The 16,217-nt window shown below is 71.6% G+C and carries 13 protein-coding genes; 8 read left to right on the forward strand and 5 right to left on the reverse strand.

Annotated features, from left to right (window positions below):
• Genes KME78_RS03885 through KME78_RS03895 form a run of 3 tightly spaced genes read left to right on the forward strand, consistent with a single transcriptional unit; the run spans position 1 to position 3,520 of the window.
• Positions 1–1,278, forward strand: a complete 1,278-nt coding sequence (locus KME78_RS03885; protein ID WP_219527346.1) for a phenylacetate--CoA ligase family protein — start codon at positions 1–3, stop codon at positions 1,276–1,278.
• Entirely contained in the window at positions 1,275–2,510 is a 1,236-nt protein-coding gene (locus KME78_RS03890; RefSeq protein ID WP_219527347.1) for a hypothetical protein, read from the forward strand. Before KME78_RS03885 ends, KME78_RS03890 begins: the two co-directional genes overlap by 4 nt.
• The gene (locus KME78_RS03895; RefSeq protein WP_219527348.1) at positions 2,507–3,520 is read left to right on the forward strand and encodes an NAD-dependent epimerase/dehydratase family protein; all 1,014 of its coding nucleotides are present in this window, start codon (positions 2,507–2,509) and stop codon (positions 3,518–3,520) included. The genes KME78_RS03890 and KME78_RS03895 overlap by 4 nt, the downstream gene beginning before the upstream one ends.
• Positions 3,521–3,558: 38 nt before the next feature.
• Here KME78_RS03895 and KME78_RS03900 read toward each other — a convergent pair whose 3' ends face one another.
• On the reverse strand, positions 3,559–5,097 hold the full coding sequence (locus KME78_RS03900) for a protein kinase domain-containing protein (protein ID WP_219527349.1): 1,539 nt from the start codon (positions 5,095–5,097) through the stop codon (positions 3,559–3,561).
• 130 nt (positions 5,098–5,227) lie between these two features.
• On the opposite strand from KME78_RS03900, the gene KME78_RS03905 reads away from it, so the two are divergent.
• Together KME78_RS03905 and KME78_RS03910 are read left to right on the forward strand one after the other, a co-directional pair.
• A complete protein-coding gene (locus tag KME78_RS03905) occupies positions 5,228–6,373 on the forward strand; it encodes a DUF418 domain-containing protein (protein ID WP_219527350.1) in 1,146 nt (381 codons plus the stop codon).
• Between the two features lie 66 nt (positions 6,374–6,439).
• Positions 6,440–9,706, forward strand: a complete 3,267-nt coding sequence (locus KME78_RS03910; protein WP_219527351.1) for a glucodextranase DOMON-like domain-containing protein — start codon at positions 6,440–6,442, stop codon at positions 9,704–9,706.
• 73 nt (positions 9,707–9,779) lie between these two features.
• On the opposite strand, the gene KME78_RS03915 is transcribed toward KME78_RS03910, so the two are convergent.
• Complete coding sequence (locus KME78_RS03915) at positions 9,780–10,397, reverse strand: TetR/AcrR family transcriptional regulator (protein ID WP_219527352.1); 618 nt, start codon at positions 10,395–10,397, stop codon at positions 9,780–9,782.
• A gap of 115 nt (positions 10,398–10,512) precedes the next feature.
• On the opposite strand from KME78_RS03915, the gene KME78_RS03920 reads away from it, so the two are divergent.
• Positions 10,513–12,087 carry an MDR family MFS transporter gene (locus KME78_RS03920; protein ID WP_219527353.1) on the forward strand — a complete coding sequence of 525 codons (1,575 nt, stop codon included), beginning with the start codon at positions 10,513–10,515 and terminating at the stop codon, positions 12,085–12,087.
• Positions 12,088–12,192: 105 nt separating this feature from the next.
• On the opposite strand, the gene KME78_RS03925 is transcribed toward KME78_RS03920, so the two are convergent.
• Positions 12,193–13,059, reverse strand: coding sequence for a helix-turn-helix transcriptional regulator (locus KME78_RS03925; RefSeq protein WP_219527354.1), 867 nt, complete (start codon positions 13,057–13,059; stop codon positions 12,193–12,195).
• Between the two features lie 103 nt (positions 13,060–13,162).
• On the opposite strand from KME78_RS03925, the gene KME78_RS03930 reads away from it, so the two are divergent.
• Positions 13,163–13,678 carry a cyclophilin-like fold protein gene (locus KME78_RS03930; RefSeq protein ID WP_219527355.1) on the forward strand — a complete coding sequence of 172 codons (516 nt, stop codon included), beginning with the start codon at positions 13,163–13,165 and terminating at the stop codon, positions 13,676–13,678.
• Between the two features lie 64 nt (positions 13,679–13,742).
• Positions 13,743–14,984 (forward strand): multidrug effflux MFS transporter, encoded by a 1,242-nt coding sequence (locus KME78_RS03935; RefSeq protein ID WP_308126800.1) that lies wholly within the window; start codon positions 13,743–13,745, stop codon positions 14,982–14,984.
• Positions 14,985–14,991: 7 nt separating this feature from the next.
• On the opposite strand, the gene KME78_RS65905 is transcribed toward KME78_RS03935, so the two are convergent.
• A complete protein-coding gene (locus tag KME78_RS65905; RefSeq protein WP_281428599.1) occupies positions 14,992–15,114 on the reverse strand; it encodes a hypothetical protein in 123 nt (40 codons plus the stop codon).
• Between the two features lie 77 nt (positions 15,115–15,191).
• Complete coding sequence (locus KME78_RS03940) at positions 15,192–16,082, reverse strand: helix-turn-helix transcriptional regulator (RefSeq protein WP_219527357.1); 891 nt, start codon at positions 16,080–16,082, stop codon at positions 15,192–15,194.
• Positions 16,083–16,217: the final 135 nt, after the last annotated feature.

Consider the following 16,217-nt stretch of genomic DNA (forward strand, 5'->3'; position numbering starts at 1 on the left):
ATGATCATCCGCGAGGCGGGCTACGTCCCGCTCAGCATCGCGCGGCAGTACGGCAGCGCCGCGGGGCTGCGCCGTCGCCAGCTTCGCGGGGTCAACCGGATGCTGGAGCTGGCCCGTACGCGGGTGCCGTACTACCGCGACGACCCGCGCTACGCCCGCGGCCCCCTCCGCGACCTCGCGGAGCTGGCCGAGCTGCCGGTGCTGGACAAGCAGGTGCTGCGTGAGCAGCCGCTGGAGCGGCTGCTCGCCGACGGCGTCGACCAGGAGCGGTGCCATTCCTTCCGGACGAGCGGCAGCACCGGCCGCCGGGTGCGGATCCTGCACGACCGCGACAGCCACGACTACCACATGGCCGCCTGCGTGCGCCGGTTCCTGGCGACGGGCCGCTACCTGCCGACCGACCGGCTCAGCCACATCCGGCCGTTCGCGCCGCCGGCCAGGATGTTCGAGCGGTTCGGGCTGTTCCGGCGGCACGTGATCCTCTCCCACCGGCCGATGCGCGAGATCAAGGCGGACCTGCTGGCCAACCGGCCCAAGGTGCTGATCGGCTACCCCGTACACCTGCGGGCCCTGCTGCGCGAGCTCACTCCGGACGAGCTCGCGCGGCTGCGGCGGACGCTGCGCATCGTGCTGACCGAGTCGGAGCTGCTGCTGCCGGAGCACCGGGCGATGTTCGCCGAGCGGTTCGGCGCTCCGGTCTTCGACGAGTACTCGGCCTTCGAGGTGCTCAACGTCTCCTACGACTGCCGGTACGGCCGCGCGCACCTGGGCGAGGACCGCGTCTACTGCGAGATCGTCGACGCGGCGGGCGACCCGGTCCCGGACGGCGAGGCCGGGCAGGTGGTCGTCACCGCGTTCATGGAACGGGCCATGCCGCTGCTGCGCTACAGCCTGGGCGACATCGGCCTCATCGAGCCCGGCCGCTGCCGTTGCGGCCGCCGCTTCCGCACCCTGCGGCTCACCACGGGGCGCAGCAACGACTACGTCACGCTCCCGTCGGGCGAGCGGCTCTACCCCGACGCCTTCCTCCACCTGGCCGCCACCCATCCGGGCATCAGCGAATGCTTCGTGCACCAGGACACGGCGGGCCTGGTGCGGGTGCACGTCGTGCCCGACGCCGGCGAGGCGGGCCAGGTGCTGGCGACCGTGCGGGACAAGCTCTTCGGCCTGGCCGGCGGCGAGTTCCCGCTGGAGGTGGTGCCCGCCGAGTCCGTTCAGATCACCGCCGGCGGCAAGGGGAGATTCGTCACCTCCGACTACGGCACGCCGCCCGCATGAGACTCGCGGCACCGAGGCAGCTCATGGTGCTGCTCGGCGGGCGGGCCGCCTTCCGGGGGACGCTGCTGCTGGCCAATGTCGTGCTGCTGGCGTTCTGGAGCTCCGGAGACTACGCCGGCTACGCCCAGGCGATGGGCGGCGCCGCGTTCCTCACGCCGCTGGCCTCGATCGGGATCGAGAAGTGCGCGCTGAAGCTGATCCCACGGGCACGGCACACCGTCGGCCTGCTGGTCGGCGTCTTCGTGGCGCTGGCCGGGCTGCTGCTGGCGGTCGCGGTCGTGGTCCTGGCGGGCGTGCTGCTCTTCGGGCACAACGGCCCGTGGGTGCTGGCCGGGCTGGCCGGCCTGTACGCGATCAGCATCGGCGGCAACCAGGTGCTGGTCGGCCTGAGCCGGGCCATCGGCAAGCCGGGCCGGGACGTGGCCAACCATCTCACCCTGGCCACGGGACTGGCCTGCTGGACCGGCGCGGCGGCGACCGGCCACGCCTCCCCCGTGGTGTTCCTGGCCCTGTGCCTGACGAACGTGACCGTGCTCAACGTGGTGCTGCTGGCCGGGCTGCGGCCGGGCTTCGCCGGGCTGCGGCGCCGGGTCCTCGTACGCGTCGCGGTCGGGACGTCCCTGCTGATGGCGATCCCCGACGTGGTCGCGGGGGTGTCGATGAGCCTGCTGTTCGTGACCCTCTCGGTGGCCGGCGCGCAGGCGGAGAGCACCGGGCTCTACATGGCCTCCATCGCCTCGGGGACGCTGCTCAACGCGTTCGGCTACCTGCTGCGCGTCCTGCAGCCCGGCGTCTCCCAGGCGCTGAACCAGCGTGACCTGAGCGCGGCCTACGACCGGCTGTCCCGCTGGCTGCGCCTGCTGCTGCTCGCCGGCACCCCTTACGTGGCGGCCGTCTCCTGTGCGGCGCCGCTCCTGCTGCGCCCGCTCGGCGGTCTGGGCGTCGTCATCCTGTACGTGGCCTGCGTGCCGGTCATCTTCGCGGTGGGCAGCGTCAGCTACGTGATGGAGAACGCCACTCCCCTGGCGCTGCGCGTCACCGCGGTGGGTGCGGTGGTGTCGCTGCTGGCGGTGGTGGCGCTGGCCGCCGTCGTCGTGCCCTGGGCCGGGGCGCTCGGCGCGGTGGGCGTGCTGGCCGCCGGCGCGCTCGTCCACGCGGCGGTCCTCCTGCGCTGGCTCCGGCCGCGGCGCACGCTCTCCCCTCACCCTGTTCCGAAGGAGTCTCTGTCATGACCCATACCTCGCTGGTCACCGGCGGCGCGGGCTTCATCGGCTCGCACGTGGCGGCCGACCTGCTCCGGGCCGGCCATCGCGTGGTGGTGCTCGACGACCTGTCCGGCGGCGACCCGGCCAACGTGCCGGACGGCGCCCTGTTCCACCAGGGCAGCGTCTGCGACCCCGAGGTGGTGGACGCGTTGTTCGCGGAGTGGAAGTTCGACTACGTCTTCCATCTGGCCGCGTACGCCGCCGAGGGACTGAGCCATTTCATCAAGCGTTACAACTACACCAACAACGTGATCGGCAGCGTCAACCTCATCAACGCGGCGGTCAACACCGGGACCGTCCGGTGCTTCGTCTTCACCTCCTCCATCGCCGTGTACGGCCACGCCGAGCCGCCGATGACGGAAGACCTGGTGCCCGCGCCCGTGGACCCGTACGGCATCGCCAAGTACGCGGTCGAGCAGGAGTTGAAGGTCACGCACGAGATGTTCGGCCTGCCGTACGTCATCTTCCGCCCGCACAACGTGTACGGCGAGCGGCAGAATATCGGCGACCGCTACCGCAACGTCATCGGCATCTTCATGAACCAGATCCTGCGCGGCGAGGAGTGCACGATCTTCGGGGACGGCGAGCAGACCAGGGCCTTCAGCCACATCGACGACGTCGCGCTGCCGATCGCCCGGTCCATCGGCAACCCGCGCGCCTACGGGGAGACGTTCAACATCGGCGGCGACCGGCCGTACACGGTCAACGAACTGGCCGGCGCGGTGGCCGCGGCCATGGACGCGCCGCTTCGCGTCCGGCATCTGCCCGCCCGTCACGAGGTGGTGCACGCCTACTCCTCCCATGACAAGGCCCGCGAACTGCTCGGCGTCGGCACCGGCTCGGTGTCGCTGGCCGACGGGCTGGCGCAGATGGCCGCCTGGGCGAAGAAGCACGGTCCGCAGGAGCCGTCGGTGTTCTCGGGGATCGAGGTGGCCCGCAACATGCCACCGTCCTGGCAGGCACTCATCGTCCCCTGACCGGTTCTACTGGCGGGACAGGGCCCGGGTGATGCCGGTCATTTGACGCCGATCGACATCTCCACCTCTGTGCCGGTGCACGCGGACGCTCCGGCGGGCGGGTTCAGGGCCGCCACCTTGCCGATCCAGTCGCGGCCCTTCCGGTAGCCGACCTTCACCGTGAAGCCCGCCTTCTCCACGGCCGCCTTGCCCTGGTCGAGCGGCCAGCCGCGGGCGTCGGGCACGCGGGTGCGGGCCGCGCTCATCACCAGGTCGACCGTGCTCGTGCCGGGCTGGACGGCTGTGCGCAGGACGCGGCCGGGGGTGCCGCCGGTGGAGCAGTCCGGGGTGAGCTTTCCGATCGTCAGACCGGCCTGCTGGAGCTTGGCCGTCGCGTCCTTCTCCCGCAGCCCGGTCACGACCGGCACCGTCGGACCGGCGGTCGGGCTGGTCGCCGTCAGGTTGGTCGCCGCCGTGCTGGTGGTGGCCGGGTTGGTCACCGCCGTGCTGGTCGTGGTGGCTGGGCCGGTCGTGGTCGGGGATGCGCTCGCCGAGGGGCGGGGGGAGACGACCGTGCTGGTCCGGGTGTCCGCGCTCACCGTCTTCGGGGCCCACGGCCGGACGGCCGCCGCGCCCGCGGCGGCGCCGACCAGCAGGGCCGCCGCCACGGTGAGTGCCAGGCGGCGCCTGGGCCGGGCACCGCCGGACGGCTCGGTGGACAGGGCGGTGGACGGCTCGGTGGGCCGGGCGGCGGGCGGGGCAAGGTCGGCGGCGGCCTGGAGATCGACCGACCGGCCGCCGAGCAGCATCAGCAGGAGTTCCTGTGCCGTGGGCCGCGACGCCGGGTCCTTGGCCAGGCATCTGTCCACCAGATCGCGCAGCGGCGACTGGATCGGGGACAGGTCGGGGGTCTCGTTCAGCACGCGGTTGATCACCGCAGGGATCGAGTCCTGCCCGAACGGCGCCTTGCCCAGGGCCGCGAACGCGATCGTCACCCCCCACGCGAAGACGTCCGACGGGGCGCCCGCGGGCGAGCCCGCGAGCTGCTCCGGCGAGATGTACGCGGGGGTGCCCATGATCTGGCTGGTCGCCGTGGCCGTGGTGTCCGCCTCACGGGCGATGCCGAAGTCGATGACGCGCGGCCCGTCGGGGCCGATCAGCACGTTGCCCGGCTTGAGGTCGCGGTGCACGATGCCGGCCTGATGGATGGCGGTCAGCGCGGTGGCCATCCCGATCGCGAGGCGTTCCAGCGTGCTCCCGCTGACGGGTCCGTCCTTCGCCACTCTTTCGGCCAAGGAGGGGCCGTCGATGAACTCGCTGATCAAGTACGGCTGGCCGCCCAGCATTCCGGCGTCCACCACCTGGGCCGTACAGAATCGGGCCACCTGTTTGGCCAGCGCCACCTCACGCATGAACATGCGCTGCGCGCGCTCGTCGTTCCACGAGCCGGCGTTCAGCACTTTGGCGGCGACGCGTTCCCCGGCCGGCCCTTCGGCGAGATACACCTCCCCCTGCCCGCCCCTGCCGATCCGGCCGATCACCTGATAGACGCCGAGCCGGCGTGGGTCACCCGAGCGCAAGGGCTCTACAGCGCGCATCAATTCCTCCCCAGAAAGGTCACCTCCTATTCGATGTCGCCGTACGTCTGGATTTCGAAATACTTTGGTCGGCTCAGGGGCTGCCAAGGGTCGATGTGCCGGGGAGTTCGGCGTCCCTAGCGTCAGGATCATGACACTGGCTGAGGCGCCGAGCACACGGCGCGTGCACGAGATCGACGCCGTACGGGGGTTCGCGCTGGCGGGCATCCTGGTGGCGAACATCGGGTTCTTCGCCGATCCCGGCTACGCGGTCGGGACCGGCACGATGCCCATCACGGAGGGGCCGGTCGCGTACCTCGTCAGCACGCTGGTGCTGACGAAGTTCTACATCCTGTTCTCCTTCCTGTTCGGCTACTCCTTCACGCTCCAGACGCGCGACGGGGTGAACGTCAAGGCCAGGATGCTGCGGCGCTGCCTCGGCCTGTTCGTGATCGGGGTCCTGCACGGGTTCCTGCTGTGGATCGGCGACATCCTCACGCTGTACGCCACGCTCGGGCTGATCCTGCTGGCCATGCGTAACATCTCGCCCAGGAAGGCGGTGATCACCGGCTGCGCCATCATCGGCGTCATGTCGGTGATCTGGCTGCTGCTGGCCGGGCTGACCCTGCTCGGCCCGGCGGGCGGCGCGGCGGCGGCGACGGATCCGGCCGCGGCGGCACAGGCGGAGGCGCTGGTCACCGGAGGACCGCTGGACTTCCTGACCTTCCAGGCGCGGACGTATCCGGCGATAGCCGGGATGGTGTGGATCGGGCAGGGGCCGATGGCGCTGGCGCTGTTCCTGTTCGGGCTGGCGGCGGGTAAGTCACGGCTGTTCGAGGAGCCGGAGCGCTGGGCCCGCTTCGTGCCGCGCGTCCAGTGGGTGGGCTTCGGCGTCGGCCTGCCAGCCGCGGCGTTCTTCACCTGGGCGACCACCTCCGGGGAAGACGCGCTGGAGCTGGCCGCGCTGGCCCTGAACAACGTGACCTCCGTGCTGCTGACCGCCGCCTACTTGGTCACCCTGCTCCAGGTCATCAAGCGCTTCCCCGCGGCCGGCCGCGCACTGGCCCCGGCCGGGCGGATGGCGGCGTCCAACTACCTCGGGCAGTCGGCGCTCTGCTGCCTGGTCTTCACCGGCTACGGGCTGGCCCTGGCGGGCGAGCTGTCGCCTCTGGCCGTCATGGGCGTGGCCGCGGTGATCTACGCGATCCTGCTCGGGCTGAGCCGGTGGTGGCTCCGCGGTCACCGTTACGGCCCGATCGAGTATGGCCTTCGCCGCCTCACCGTGGGTCGGGGTTGACAGCGAACCGGGCCTGGTCTTCTCTGCAACTCTGCGAGGAAATGGGCGGACCCGAGGGGGCACGGCATGGCCACGGTTCGACGGTTCGCGCTCGCTCTGGCCGTCTCCGCCGCGCTGGCCGGGCTCCCTGGGATGCCCGCGCAGGCCAGGGAGCCGGGCCCCGCCGGGCCCGGCGCGCCGTCCCATTTCGGGCTCGCGCGCAAGGACTGCGTCGGGACGGCCGCGGGCCGGGCATCCAAGGTCTGGTACACGGTCGCGGGCGGCGTCCTGTCCGACGTCTATGAGCCGACCATCGACAACACCAACGTGGAGACGATGCAGTTCGCCGTCACCGACGGCCGGACGTTCACCGAGCTGCAGTCCCGGGACACCACCTACAAGGTGACTACCGACCGCTCCGGCATGACCTGCACGATCACCTCCTCCAGCAAGAGCGGCCGCTACCGCCTGACCACGACGTACCTCACCGATCCGGGCAGCGACGCCGTGGTGGTCAGGACCCGGCTCCAGCCGCCCGGGCTGCGGCTGTACGTACGGCTGGACGCGAGCGTCAACGGCAACGGAGGCGGCGGCGCGCCGAACGGCGGCGCCGACAGCGGCGTGGTGGACGGGCCGACCGGCGCCCCGATCATCTCCGACGCGAACACCGAGACCTCCGCGCCCGCCCGCGACTACGCCGTGCCCACCCATCTGGCGCTGCGCGCGGAGCGGCGGCTGCCGCAGGCCAATGTCGGCTACGCGGGCACACCCGGCGACGGCGCCGCGCAACTGGACACCGACCACACACTGACCCCCAACGCGAGCGCCCCGGACGGCAACGTGGTGGCCACCGCCCGGCTGCCCCTCGACGGCTCGGGCGAAGTGACCTTCGCGCTCGGCTTCGGGCGTACGGCGGGCGCCGCGTCGCGCACCGCGGGCGAGGCCGCCGCCCGGCCGTTCGAGACCACCAGGACCCGCTACGAGGCGGGCTGGGCCGCCTACGACGCCGGACTGCGCAAGCCGCCCGCCGCGCTGGCCGACGCCTACCGGCTCTCGGCCAACGTACTGAAGGCCAGCGAGGACAAGACCTTCCCCGGGGCCGTCGTCGCCTCGCTCGCCAGCCCGTGGGGCCAGGCGGTCGGCGCGGGCGAGAAGGTCGGCGGCAAGACGGTCTACTTCGGGTCCTACCGCGAGGTGTTCGCCCGGGACCTGTACGAGGCGTTCACCGGCTTCCTCACCGACGGCGACCTGGCGACCGCCCGCGCCACGGCCCGCTTCCTGCTGGAACGCCAGCAACTGCCCGACGGCCGCCTGCCGCGCAACTCCCTGCTGAACGGCCGGCTCGCCCCCGACTCGGGCGGCGACCAGCTCGACGAGACCGCCTATCCGATCCTCATGGCCCACCAGTCCGGAGTCGGCGCCGAGCTGTGGGAACACGTGCGCCAGGCCGCGGACTTCCTGGTGGCGCACGGGCCCGCGTTCGGCGTCGAACGCTGGGAGGAGCAGCAGGGCTACTCGCCGTCCACGATCGCGGCCGAGATCGCCGGCCTGGTCGCGGCCGGGGAGATCGCCGCCGGGAAGGACGACCAGAGCCGGGCCCGGCTCTACCGCGCCACCGCCGACCACTTCGCCCGCTCGATCAAGAGCTGGACGGTCACCACCACCGGCCCGTACGCCCCCCGCTACTTCCTGCGCCTGTCACGCACCGGCGACCCGGACGCCGCATCCCCCTACAACCTCGGCAACGGCGGCCCGACGGAGGACCAGCGCCGGGTGGTGGACGCGGGGTTCCTGGAGCTGACCCGGCTGGGCATCCTGCCCGCCACCGACCCCGACGTCCTGGCCAGCCTGCCCGTGGTGGACCGGGTGATCCGGCGGACGACGCCGAACGGCCAGGGCTGGTACCGCTACGGCTCCGACACCGAGGGGACCGAGGACGGCTACGGCGACTGCTACGAACCCGACCCCACCTCCTGCCTGCCGTCGGGCCGCCCCTGGCCCACCGCGAACACCGGCTCGGGCCACCTGTGGCCGGTCCTGTCCGGCGAACGCGCCGAGCAGGCGTTGCAGACCGGCGACACCCGTACGGCGGCCGCCCTGCTGGCGGCGATGCGGGCCATGTCCTCGGGCACCGGCCTGGTCCCCGAGCAGGCGTGGGAGAACCCGGACCTGGCCGCCGCGCCGTACGGCACCGACCCGGCCACCGCCTCGATCGGCTTCCGCTACGGCGGGCCCGCCGGCTCGGCGTCCCCGCTGACCTGGGCGCAGGCCCAGGAGGTCCGGCTGATCCTCTCCCTCGCCACCGGCCACCCGGCCGAACAGCCCGAGCTGGTACGCCGCCGCTACGCCGCCCACGGGATGCCCGCAGCGGCCCCACTCACCGTCACCGCCCCCGCAGAGGGCAGCACTGTCGCCGGGACGTCGGTCACGGTCGAGGGGACGACCGCGCCCGGCGCGCGTGTCGACGTCGCGGCCACGCCCATCGACATCGGCACCGCCACCGAGGTCGTCTCGGTGCGGGCCGGGGCCGACGGCGGCTTCACCGCCCGGGCGCCGGTCTCGTTCGGCGAGGTCGCGCTCACCGTGACCGCCACCACCTCCGACGGCCGCACCGGGTACGCCCGGCGCTCGGTCGTCGGCGACATCACCGGGGCCACGACCGTGCTCGACGTCACCGACCCCGACGGCGACGACAACGGGCCGGGGACCTACGCCTATCCGACGGCCGCCGACTTCCACGCGGGCGCCTTCGACCTGCGCAGGTTCCAGGTCATCATGGACGCGAGCACCGTCTACCTGCGGGCCGAGCTCCGCGACCTCACCCCCACCTTCGGCAACCAGATCGGCGCCCAGCTCCTCGACGTGTACGTACAGGATCCCGCCGTGGCCACGCGCTCGACCGATCCGGCGTTCCCGCAGCGCAACTACCGCATCGCCGGGCAGGACGCGTGGTCGCAGCGGATCGAGGCGCAGGGCTTCGGCGCCCCGGTCTGGGTGACGGCCGCCGGCACCGCCTTGACCGGCGCGGCCGTCCGTGGCTCCGGCACCACGCGGACGATCACGATCGCCGTGCCCAAGGCGGTCTTCGGCACGCCGGGGCCCGGCTGGCGCTTCGCGGTGGTGCTCACCGGCCAGGACGGGTTCAGCTCCGACCAGGCCAGGGGCTTCGCCGCCGCTCCCCAGCCGTACCAGTTCGGCGTGTGCGCCCCCGGCGGGACCGGCGCCCTGTGCGCCTTCGACCCGGGCGGCGTCCCCAAGGCGATGGACGTGATCACCCCGGCCGGCCAGTCCCAGGCGGACGAACTGAACCCCCTCCTCGGCCCGGCCACCCTACGAGCGGTCACGACCCCCTGACCTCGCGTCTGGTCATCCCACGAGCGGCCGCGACCCCCGATCTCACGCCCAGGTCACCCCCGGTCGCCTCGCTTCAATCGACGATGGGGGTTTCCGGAACCGGGACCAGGTCGCTGACCAGGAGCGTCGCGGCTCGTATCGCGGCGGTGAGGATGTCGGCGTTGCCGGCCTTGGTGCCCTGGGCGGCCAGCACGGTGCTGTGCATGCTGAGCAGGGCCATCCGGACGCGCAGCTGATCCTGCAGCGGAGCGTCGGGACCCAGGATGATCCGGGTGGCCTGGTCGATCCGCTCCATCGCCCCGCCCTTGCCCGGCGGCACGGCCGACTTCAGCGCGGTGTGGTTGGCGGCCACGAACCGCATCGTCTTCAACCCCCGCTGCCCGCTCTGGGTGAGCCACCGGCCCAGGAGCTCGGAGGCGAGTTGCGGGGAGTGCGGCTGTTCGGCGGCCCAGTCGAGAAGCTCGTCGAGCGCGCGCAGGTGGTCGGTGAAGAGGCTGCGGATGACGGCCTCTTTGCTGTCGAAGTGGTAGTAGAGCGCGGCCTTGGTGATCCCCAGCTGTTCGGCGATTTCGCGCATCGAGGTGGCGTCATAGCCGCGCTCGGTGAACAAGGACAGCGCGGCCTCCTGGATGTCGGCCCGCGTCTGGCTGCCCTTACGCCGCGTGCCTGGCACCTGATCGGTCTTCGTCATCGCGTTTCCTCTGCTCAATCTCTTCAGAGCCTACACCAAGTTGCTTACCGGTCGGCTAGCAAGTACGCTTGCCGACCGACAGGTAAGTTCGTATGGATCGGCAGGAGTGCCCGTAATGGCCAAGGACAGCGCAGATAACCCCCCGAGGGCGGAGGAGCAGGTCGGACTGGGGTTCAGCCACCGCCAGATCCTGGTGACGATGAGCGGCCTGGTCGTCGCCATGCTGCTGGCGATGCTGGACAACATGATCGTCGCCCCGGCCCTGCCCACGATCGTAGGCGAGCTGGGCGGCCTCAATCACCTGGCCTGGGTGACCACCGGCTACGTCCTGGCCTCCACCGTGGCCACGCCGATCTGGGGCAAGCTCGGCGACCTGTACGGCCGTCGCATCATCTTCACCGCCGCCGTGGCGATCTTCCTGATCGGCTCGGCGCTGTGCGGTGTGTCCCAGGACATGGCGCAACTGGTCGCCTTCCGCGCCATCCAGGGCCTGGGCGCGGGCGGGCTGATGGTCGGCGTGCTGTCGATCATCGGTGAGATGATCCCGCCGCGCGACCGCAGCAAGTACCAGGGCGTGATGATGGCCGTCATGCCGGTCGCCATGATCGGCGGCCCGCTCATCGGCGGCTTCATCACCGACAACCTCAGCTGGCGCTGGGCCTTCTACGTCAACCTGCCGCTCGGCGCGGTCACCCTGATCCTGTGCTGGATCACCCTGGCCAAGCTGCCCAAGGGCACCGGCAAGGCCGTGATCGACTGGTGGGGCACCGGTCTGCTGACGATCTGGATCACCGCGCTGGTGCTCGTCACCAGCTGGGGCGGCACCCAGTACGAGTGGGGTTCGGCGCAGATCCTCGGGCTGATCGCGGTGGCGGTGGTCGGGTTCGTCGCCTTCATCATGGTCGAGCGGCGCGTGGCCGAGCCGATCATGCCGCTGCGGGTCTTCAAGAGCGCCAACTTCTCGCTGTCCGGGGCGGTCTCCTTCATCTCGGGGTTCGCGATGTTCGGCGCCATGGGCTTCCTGCCGCAGTTCCAGCAGTTCGTCCAGGGCTCCTCCGCCACCAACAGCGGCCTGCTGCTGATGCCGATGATGATCGCCGCGATGGTCGTCAGCCTGAGCGCCGGTCAGCTGATCAGCAAGACCGGGCACTACAAGTCGCTGCCGATCATCGGCTCCGTCCTGGTCACCGTCGGCCTGGCGCTCTTCGCCACCATGGACGTCGGCACCTCCACCTTCGTGTCCGGCATCTACATGGTGCTCCTCGGCGCCGGCATGGGCGCGATGATGCAGACCAGCACCCTCATCGCGCAGAACAGCCTCGATCTGCGCGACATGGGCGCGGGCACCGGCGTGTCGACCTTCCTCCGCAACATGGGCAGCTCGCTCGGCGTCTCGCTGCTCGGCGCCGTCTACACCACCCACCTGGCCGACACCCTCACCGGCACCCCCGCCGTCGCGGCCTCCGCCACCAGGATGACCCCGCAGTTGCTCCGCAGCCTGCCCGAATCGGTGCAGAAGCTGTTCGAGCAGGCCGTCACCAACGGCGTCACCGCACTGTTCACCTGGGGCGCGGCGGTGGCCGCCGTCGGCATCGTGGTCGCGCTGTTCATCCGCCAGGTCCCGCTGCGCAGCGCCGTCAAGCCACAGGCGGCCAGCACCGACGCCGAACCGGTCGCGGTAAGCAGCTGACCCGGAGGTGACCGCCCCCAAGGCGGTCACCTTCGACCGACCACCACCCGTCACCGCCCATCGCGCCCTCTGGGGCCGATGGGCGTCTCACGTATCGGCTCTGTGTCAGGGGTGCTCGGTGTGCTCGTGCGTGACGGCCCAGGAGGCGAGCAGGCGGAGCGCGTCTTCGGACGGGGAGCCGGGTTCGGCGGCGTACAGCGTCATGGTGAGGTCGGGCTCGGCGCGCAGGTCCATGCTTTCGTAGGCGAGGGTGAGGTCGCCGACGACGTGATGGCGGAAGTGCTTGATGCCGGTGCCGTGAATACGGACGTTGTGGGCTCCCCACCGGCGCCGGAAGTCGTCGCTGCGGGTGGACAGCTCCCCGACCAGGTCGTGCAGGCCCTTGTCATGCGGGTCCTTGCCGGCCGAGGTACGCAGGTTAGCCACGCACATGTCGGCGGCCAGGTCCCAGTCGGGGTAGAAACGGCGGGCTGAGGCGTCGAGGAAGGTGAACCGGGCGAAGTTCGGCGCCCCGGTCGGATCCCCGAAGACGTCGCAGTACATGGCCCGCCCCAGGTGGTTGGCGGCGAGCAGGTCCATCCGGTTGTTGCCGATGATCGCCGGGGCGGTGGTGATGGCGTCGAGCATCCACCGCAGGCTGGGCCGCGCCATCGGCTGCTTGGGGCGGCGCGGCCGCAGGATCGCGTTGCTGCCGTCGGCCTCGTGCGCGAGGCGGAGCAGATGGGCGCGTTCGGCGTCATCCAGTCGCAGGGCACGGGCGATCGCGTCGAGAACACCGGACGAGGCTCCGGCGAGGGCACCACGTTCGAGCTTGGCGTAGTACTCCACGCTCATCCCGGCCAGGGCGGCGACCTCGCTGCGCCGCAGTCCTGGGACGCGGCGCTGACCGGCGACGGGCAGGCCTGCCTGCTCGGGAGTGATCTTGGCACGCCGCGAGGTGAGGAATTCGCGCACCTGGAGCCGGTTGTCCATGACACGACCCTACGACGAGCCCTCCAGCAGGTGGGATGTACTGGGAGTACACCCATCATGGGTGACTTCCTCCCCGCGGGTGGCGCCCGATTTGCTGGATGTCATGACCGCAGCCGCTTGGACCCGCCGCCTGGCCGTCGCCCTGCTGGCCGCCTCGGTGGTCGCCGCTTCGGCCGGGTGCTCGGTCCGCGCGGACCCGCATGTCCCGGGCTCATGGCCGGGCACGGCGAGGGCCGCATCGGGGATGCCGGTGGTGCTGCGATTCGGTGACCATGCCGTCGCCGCGACGTTGACCGACACGCCGCCGGCGCGGCAGTTCGCCGCGATGCTGCCGGTGAACGTGCGGTTGAAGGACGCGTGGGGGCAGGCGAAGTCGGGGCGGCTGCCCCACCTGCTCACGGCCGAGGGCGGCACGCCGGTCCATGATCCCACCCCGGGCGGCATCTACGTCTGGCCCCCGAGCGGAGTGATCGCCATCTACTACGACGACCTCGGCCAGGCGGTGCCCGGCCCGGGCCTGGTCCGCCTCGGCTTCATCGAGGCCGGCCTGGACCGGCTCGCCGACGCGGGCAATGGAGTCACGGTCCGGATCGAGTCGGCCGCCGCGACCGACTCCTGACCCACACCTACCAGGAAAGAGCTCCCTTCATGACCGCCCCCGGACAGATCCGCAGAGGAACAGCGTGACCAGCACGCCCACGAACGCCGACCCGCCGACACTCCAGACGGACCACCACGCGGCCGGCACCCGCGAACAGGCCGTCGGCCGCGCCCTCGCGGTCGTGCTGGGCCTGCTCACCATCTTCGGTCCGATCTCCATGGACCTCTACCTGCCTGTCCTGCCCGCGCTCACCGCCGAGCTGGCAGCGGCCACCTCGACGGCGCAGCTCACCATCACCGCCTGCCTGCTCGGGCTGGCCCTCGGACAGCTCGTCGCCGGGCCCCTGTCCGACCGGTTCGGCCGGCGCCGTCCCCTGCTGGCCGGCGTCGCCGCGTACGTGCTCACCTCGGCGTTGTGCGCGATGAGTCCCACCGTCGAGACGCTCATCGCCGCCCGGTTCGTCCAGGGTCTCGCCGGCGCCGTCGGGATCGTGATCGCCCAGGCCGCCGGCCGCGACCTCTACTCCGGTCGCAGGCTGGTGCGGTACTACGGCCGGCTGACCGTGCTGGCCGGGCTGGCGGCCATCGTCGGCCCGGTCATCGGCGGGCAGCTCGCCTCCGTCACCGACTGGCGTGGACTGTTCCTGTTCCTCGCCGCGGTCGGCGTCGTCATCCTGCTCGCCTCGATCTTCGTCGTACGCGAGACGCTGCCGTCCGAGCAGCGCGTCGTCGGCGGGCTGACGCACATGGCCGGCGACTTCCGGCGCCTGCTCGCCGACCGGGTGTTCCTGGGCGCGGTGCTGGTCAGCGGCTTCACCAACGCCGCGATCTTCGCCTACCTCGGCGGCGCCACCTACGTCCTGCAGGGCATCTACCGGCTCTCCCCGCAGGAGTACTCCTTCGCGTTCGGCCTGAACTCCCTCGGCTTCATGGTGTTCGGCTATCTCGGCGGCCGGCTGGCCGAACGCTGGTCGGAGCGGCGAACCCTGGTGATGGGGCTGGCCATGTGCACGCTCGGCGCGGCCGGACTGCTGGCCACCGCCGTACTGCACCTGCCCCTGATCGCCGTCGTCCTGTCGCTGTTCACGATGGTCAGCGGCGTCGCCGTCACCGCCCCGCCCGCGACCTCGCTCGCCCTGGCCGGCTACCCCGACATCGCCGGCACCGCCTCCTCTGTGCTGGGCGTCGCCCGCTTCGCGTTCGGCGGCCTGTCCGCACCCCTGGTCGGCCTGGGGGGCGCCGACAACGCCGTCCCCCTCGGGCTCGTCACGATCGTGTCCGCCGGCCTCGCGGTGACCTCCCACGCCATCTTGAGCCGTCGGTGACGCGGTGTCAGAGGGTGAAGACGCGCTCGGCTTCGTCGCGGTGGGTGGTGTGCAGCTCCCAGTAGACGGGGCTGATCTGCTCGGGCTGGGCTGTGGGCAGGCCGGGGATGACGGAGACGCCGATCGACACGTCGATGCCGACGTGGGCGGCCTGGACACCGGTGCCGGCCAGTTCCTTGTGCAGGTTGATCGAGCCGGTACGTACGGTCAGCCGCGCCGGCTGGGCGGGGTTTGTTCCTGTTGAGGGCCGGCCGTGTCGAGGGTGGCGGCCCAGCTGGCCAGGAGCCGGAGTTTGTCCTCGGAGTCGCTCGCGGGCTCGGTCCCGTAGGCCACGAGGGTGAGGCCGTCGGCGGGCAGGTCCATGGATTCGTAGGTGAGGTGGAGGTCGCCGACGACGGGGTGGTGGAAGGGCTTGGCTCCGAGGTGGTGCTGGCGGACGTCGTGGCGGGCCCAGCGGGTACGGAAGTCCTCGCTCTGGGTGGACAGCTCGCCGACCAGGTCGGTGAGGTCCTTGTCGTACGGGTCGCGGCCGGCTTGGCCGTGCAGAAGGGCGACGGTGTCGTCGGCGGCACGTTCCCAGTCGCCCCAGAACAGGTGCGAGCGGGCGTCGAGGAAGATGAAGCGGGCGTGGTTGGGAGTGGCGCCGCGGGCGGCGTCGAACATGGGCGCGTACAAGGCGCGACCGAGGGCGTTGGCGGCCAGGACGTCGCCACGGCCGTTCATGACGAACGCCGGTGCGCCGGTCATGGAGTCCAGCAGCCGCTGCACCGAGGGCCGGACCTGGTCGGGGGTGGGGCGGCGTCGGCGGCGCGGGCCGGGGCCGGCGGCGCGGGCCAGGTCCTCCAGGTGAGTACGTTCGGCGTCGTTCAGCCGCAGCGCGCGGGCCAGAGCGTCCAGGACCTGGTCGGAGACCCCCGACAGGTCGCCGCGTTCCAGGCGGGAGTAGTACTCCACGCTCACGCCGGCCAGCTGGGCGACCTCGGTGCGGCGCAGGCCGGGGACCCGGCGGGTTCCGTAGGAGGGTAGCCCGGCCTGATGCGGGCTGATCTTGGCCCGGCGAGAGGTCAGGAACTCACGGATCTCGCTGCGGTTGTCCACTCTCCTCAGGTTATGCGGCCTTCCACCTGGGAGGGGTGCCCTGTCAGTACACCTTTCACCATTACCTTCCTAGTTGCCTGACCAGCGCTTTTCATAGGTAGTGGCCAGCATGCCGCGGTCTCCCCCCATCCAGGC

The organism is Nonomuraea guangzhouensis, assembly GCF_019396345.1.
In the GTDB taxonomy this organism is placed as follows: domain Bacteria; phylum Actinomycetota; class Actinomycetes; order Streptosporangiales; family Streptosporangiaceae; genus Nonomuraea; species Nonomuraea guangzhouensis.

Coding starts and splice junctions, on each gene's coding strand:
- KME78_RS03885 (WP_219527346.1), top strand. CDS start 1: ATGATCATCCGCGAGGCGGGCTACGTCCCGCTCAGCATCGCGCGGCAG.
- KME78_RS03890 (WP_219527347.1), top strand. CDS start 1,275: ATGAGACTCGCGGCACCGAGGCAGCTCATGGTGCTGCTCGGCGGGCGG.
- KME78_RS03895 (WP_219527348.1), top strand. CDS start 2,507: ATGACCCATACCTCGCTGGTCACCGGCGGCGCGGGCTTCATCGGCTCG.
- KME78_RS03900 (WP_219527349.1), bottom strand. CDS start 5,097: ATGCGCGCTGTAGAGCCCTTGCGCTCGGGTGACCCACGCCGGCTCGGC.
- KME78_RS03905 (WP_219527350.1), top strand. CDS start 5,228: ATGACACTGGCTGAGGCGCCGAGCACACGGCGCGTGCACGAGATCGAC.
- KME78_RS03910 (WP_219527351.1), top strand. CDS start 6,440: ATGGCCACGGTTCGACGGTTCGCGCTCGCTCTGGCCGTCTCCGCCGCG.
- KME78_RS03915 (WP_219527352.1), bottom strand. CDS start 10,397: ATGACGAAGACCGATCAGGTGCCAGGCACGCGGCGTAAGGGCAGCCAG.
- KME78_RS03920 (WP_219527353.1), top strand. CDS start 10,513: ATGGCCAAGGACAGCGCAGATAACCCCCCGAGGGCGGAGGAGCAGGTC.
- KME78_RS03925 (WP_219527354.1), bottom strand. CDS start 13,059: ATGGACAACCGGCTCCAGGTGCGCGAATTCCTCACCTCGCGGCGTGCC.
- KME78_RS03930 (WP_219527355.1), top strand. CDS start 13,163: ATGACCGCAGCCGCTTGGACCCGCCGCCTGGCCGTCGCCCTGCTGGCC.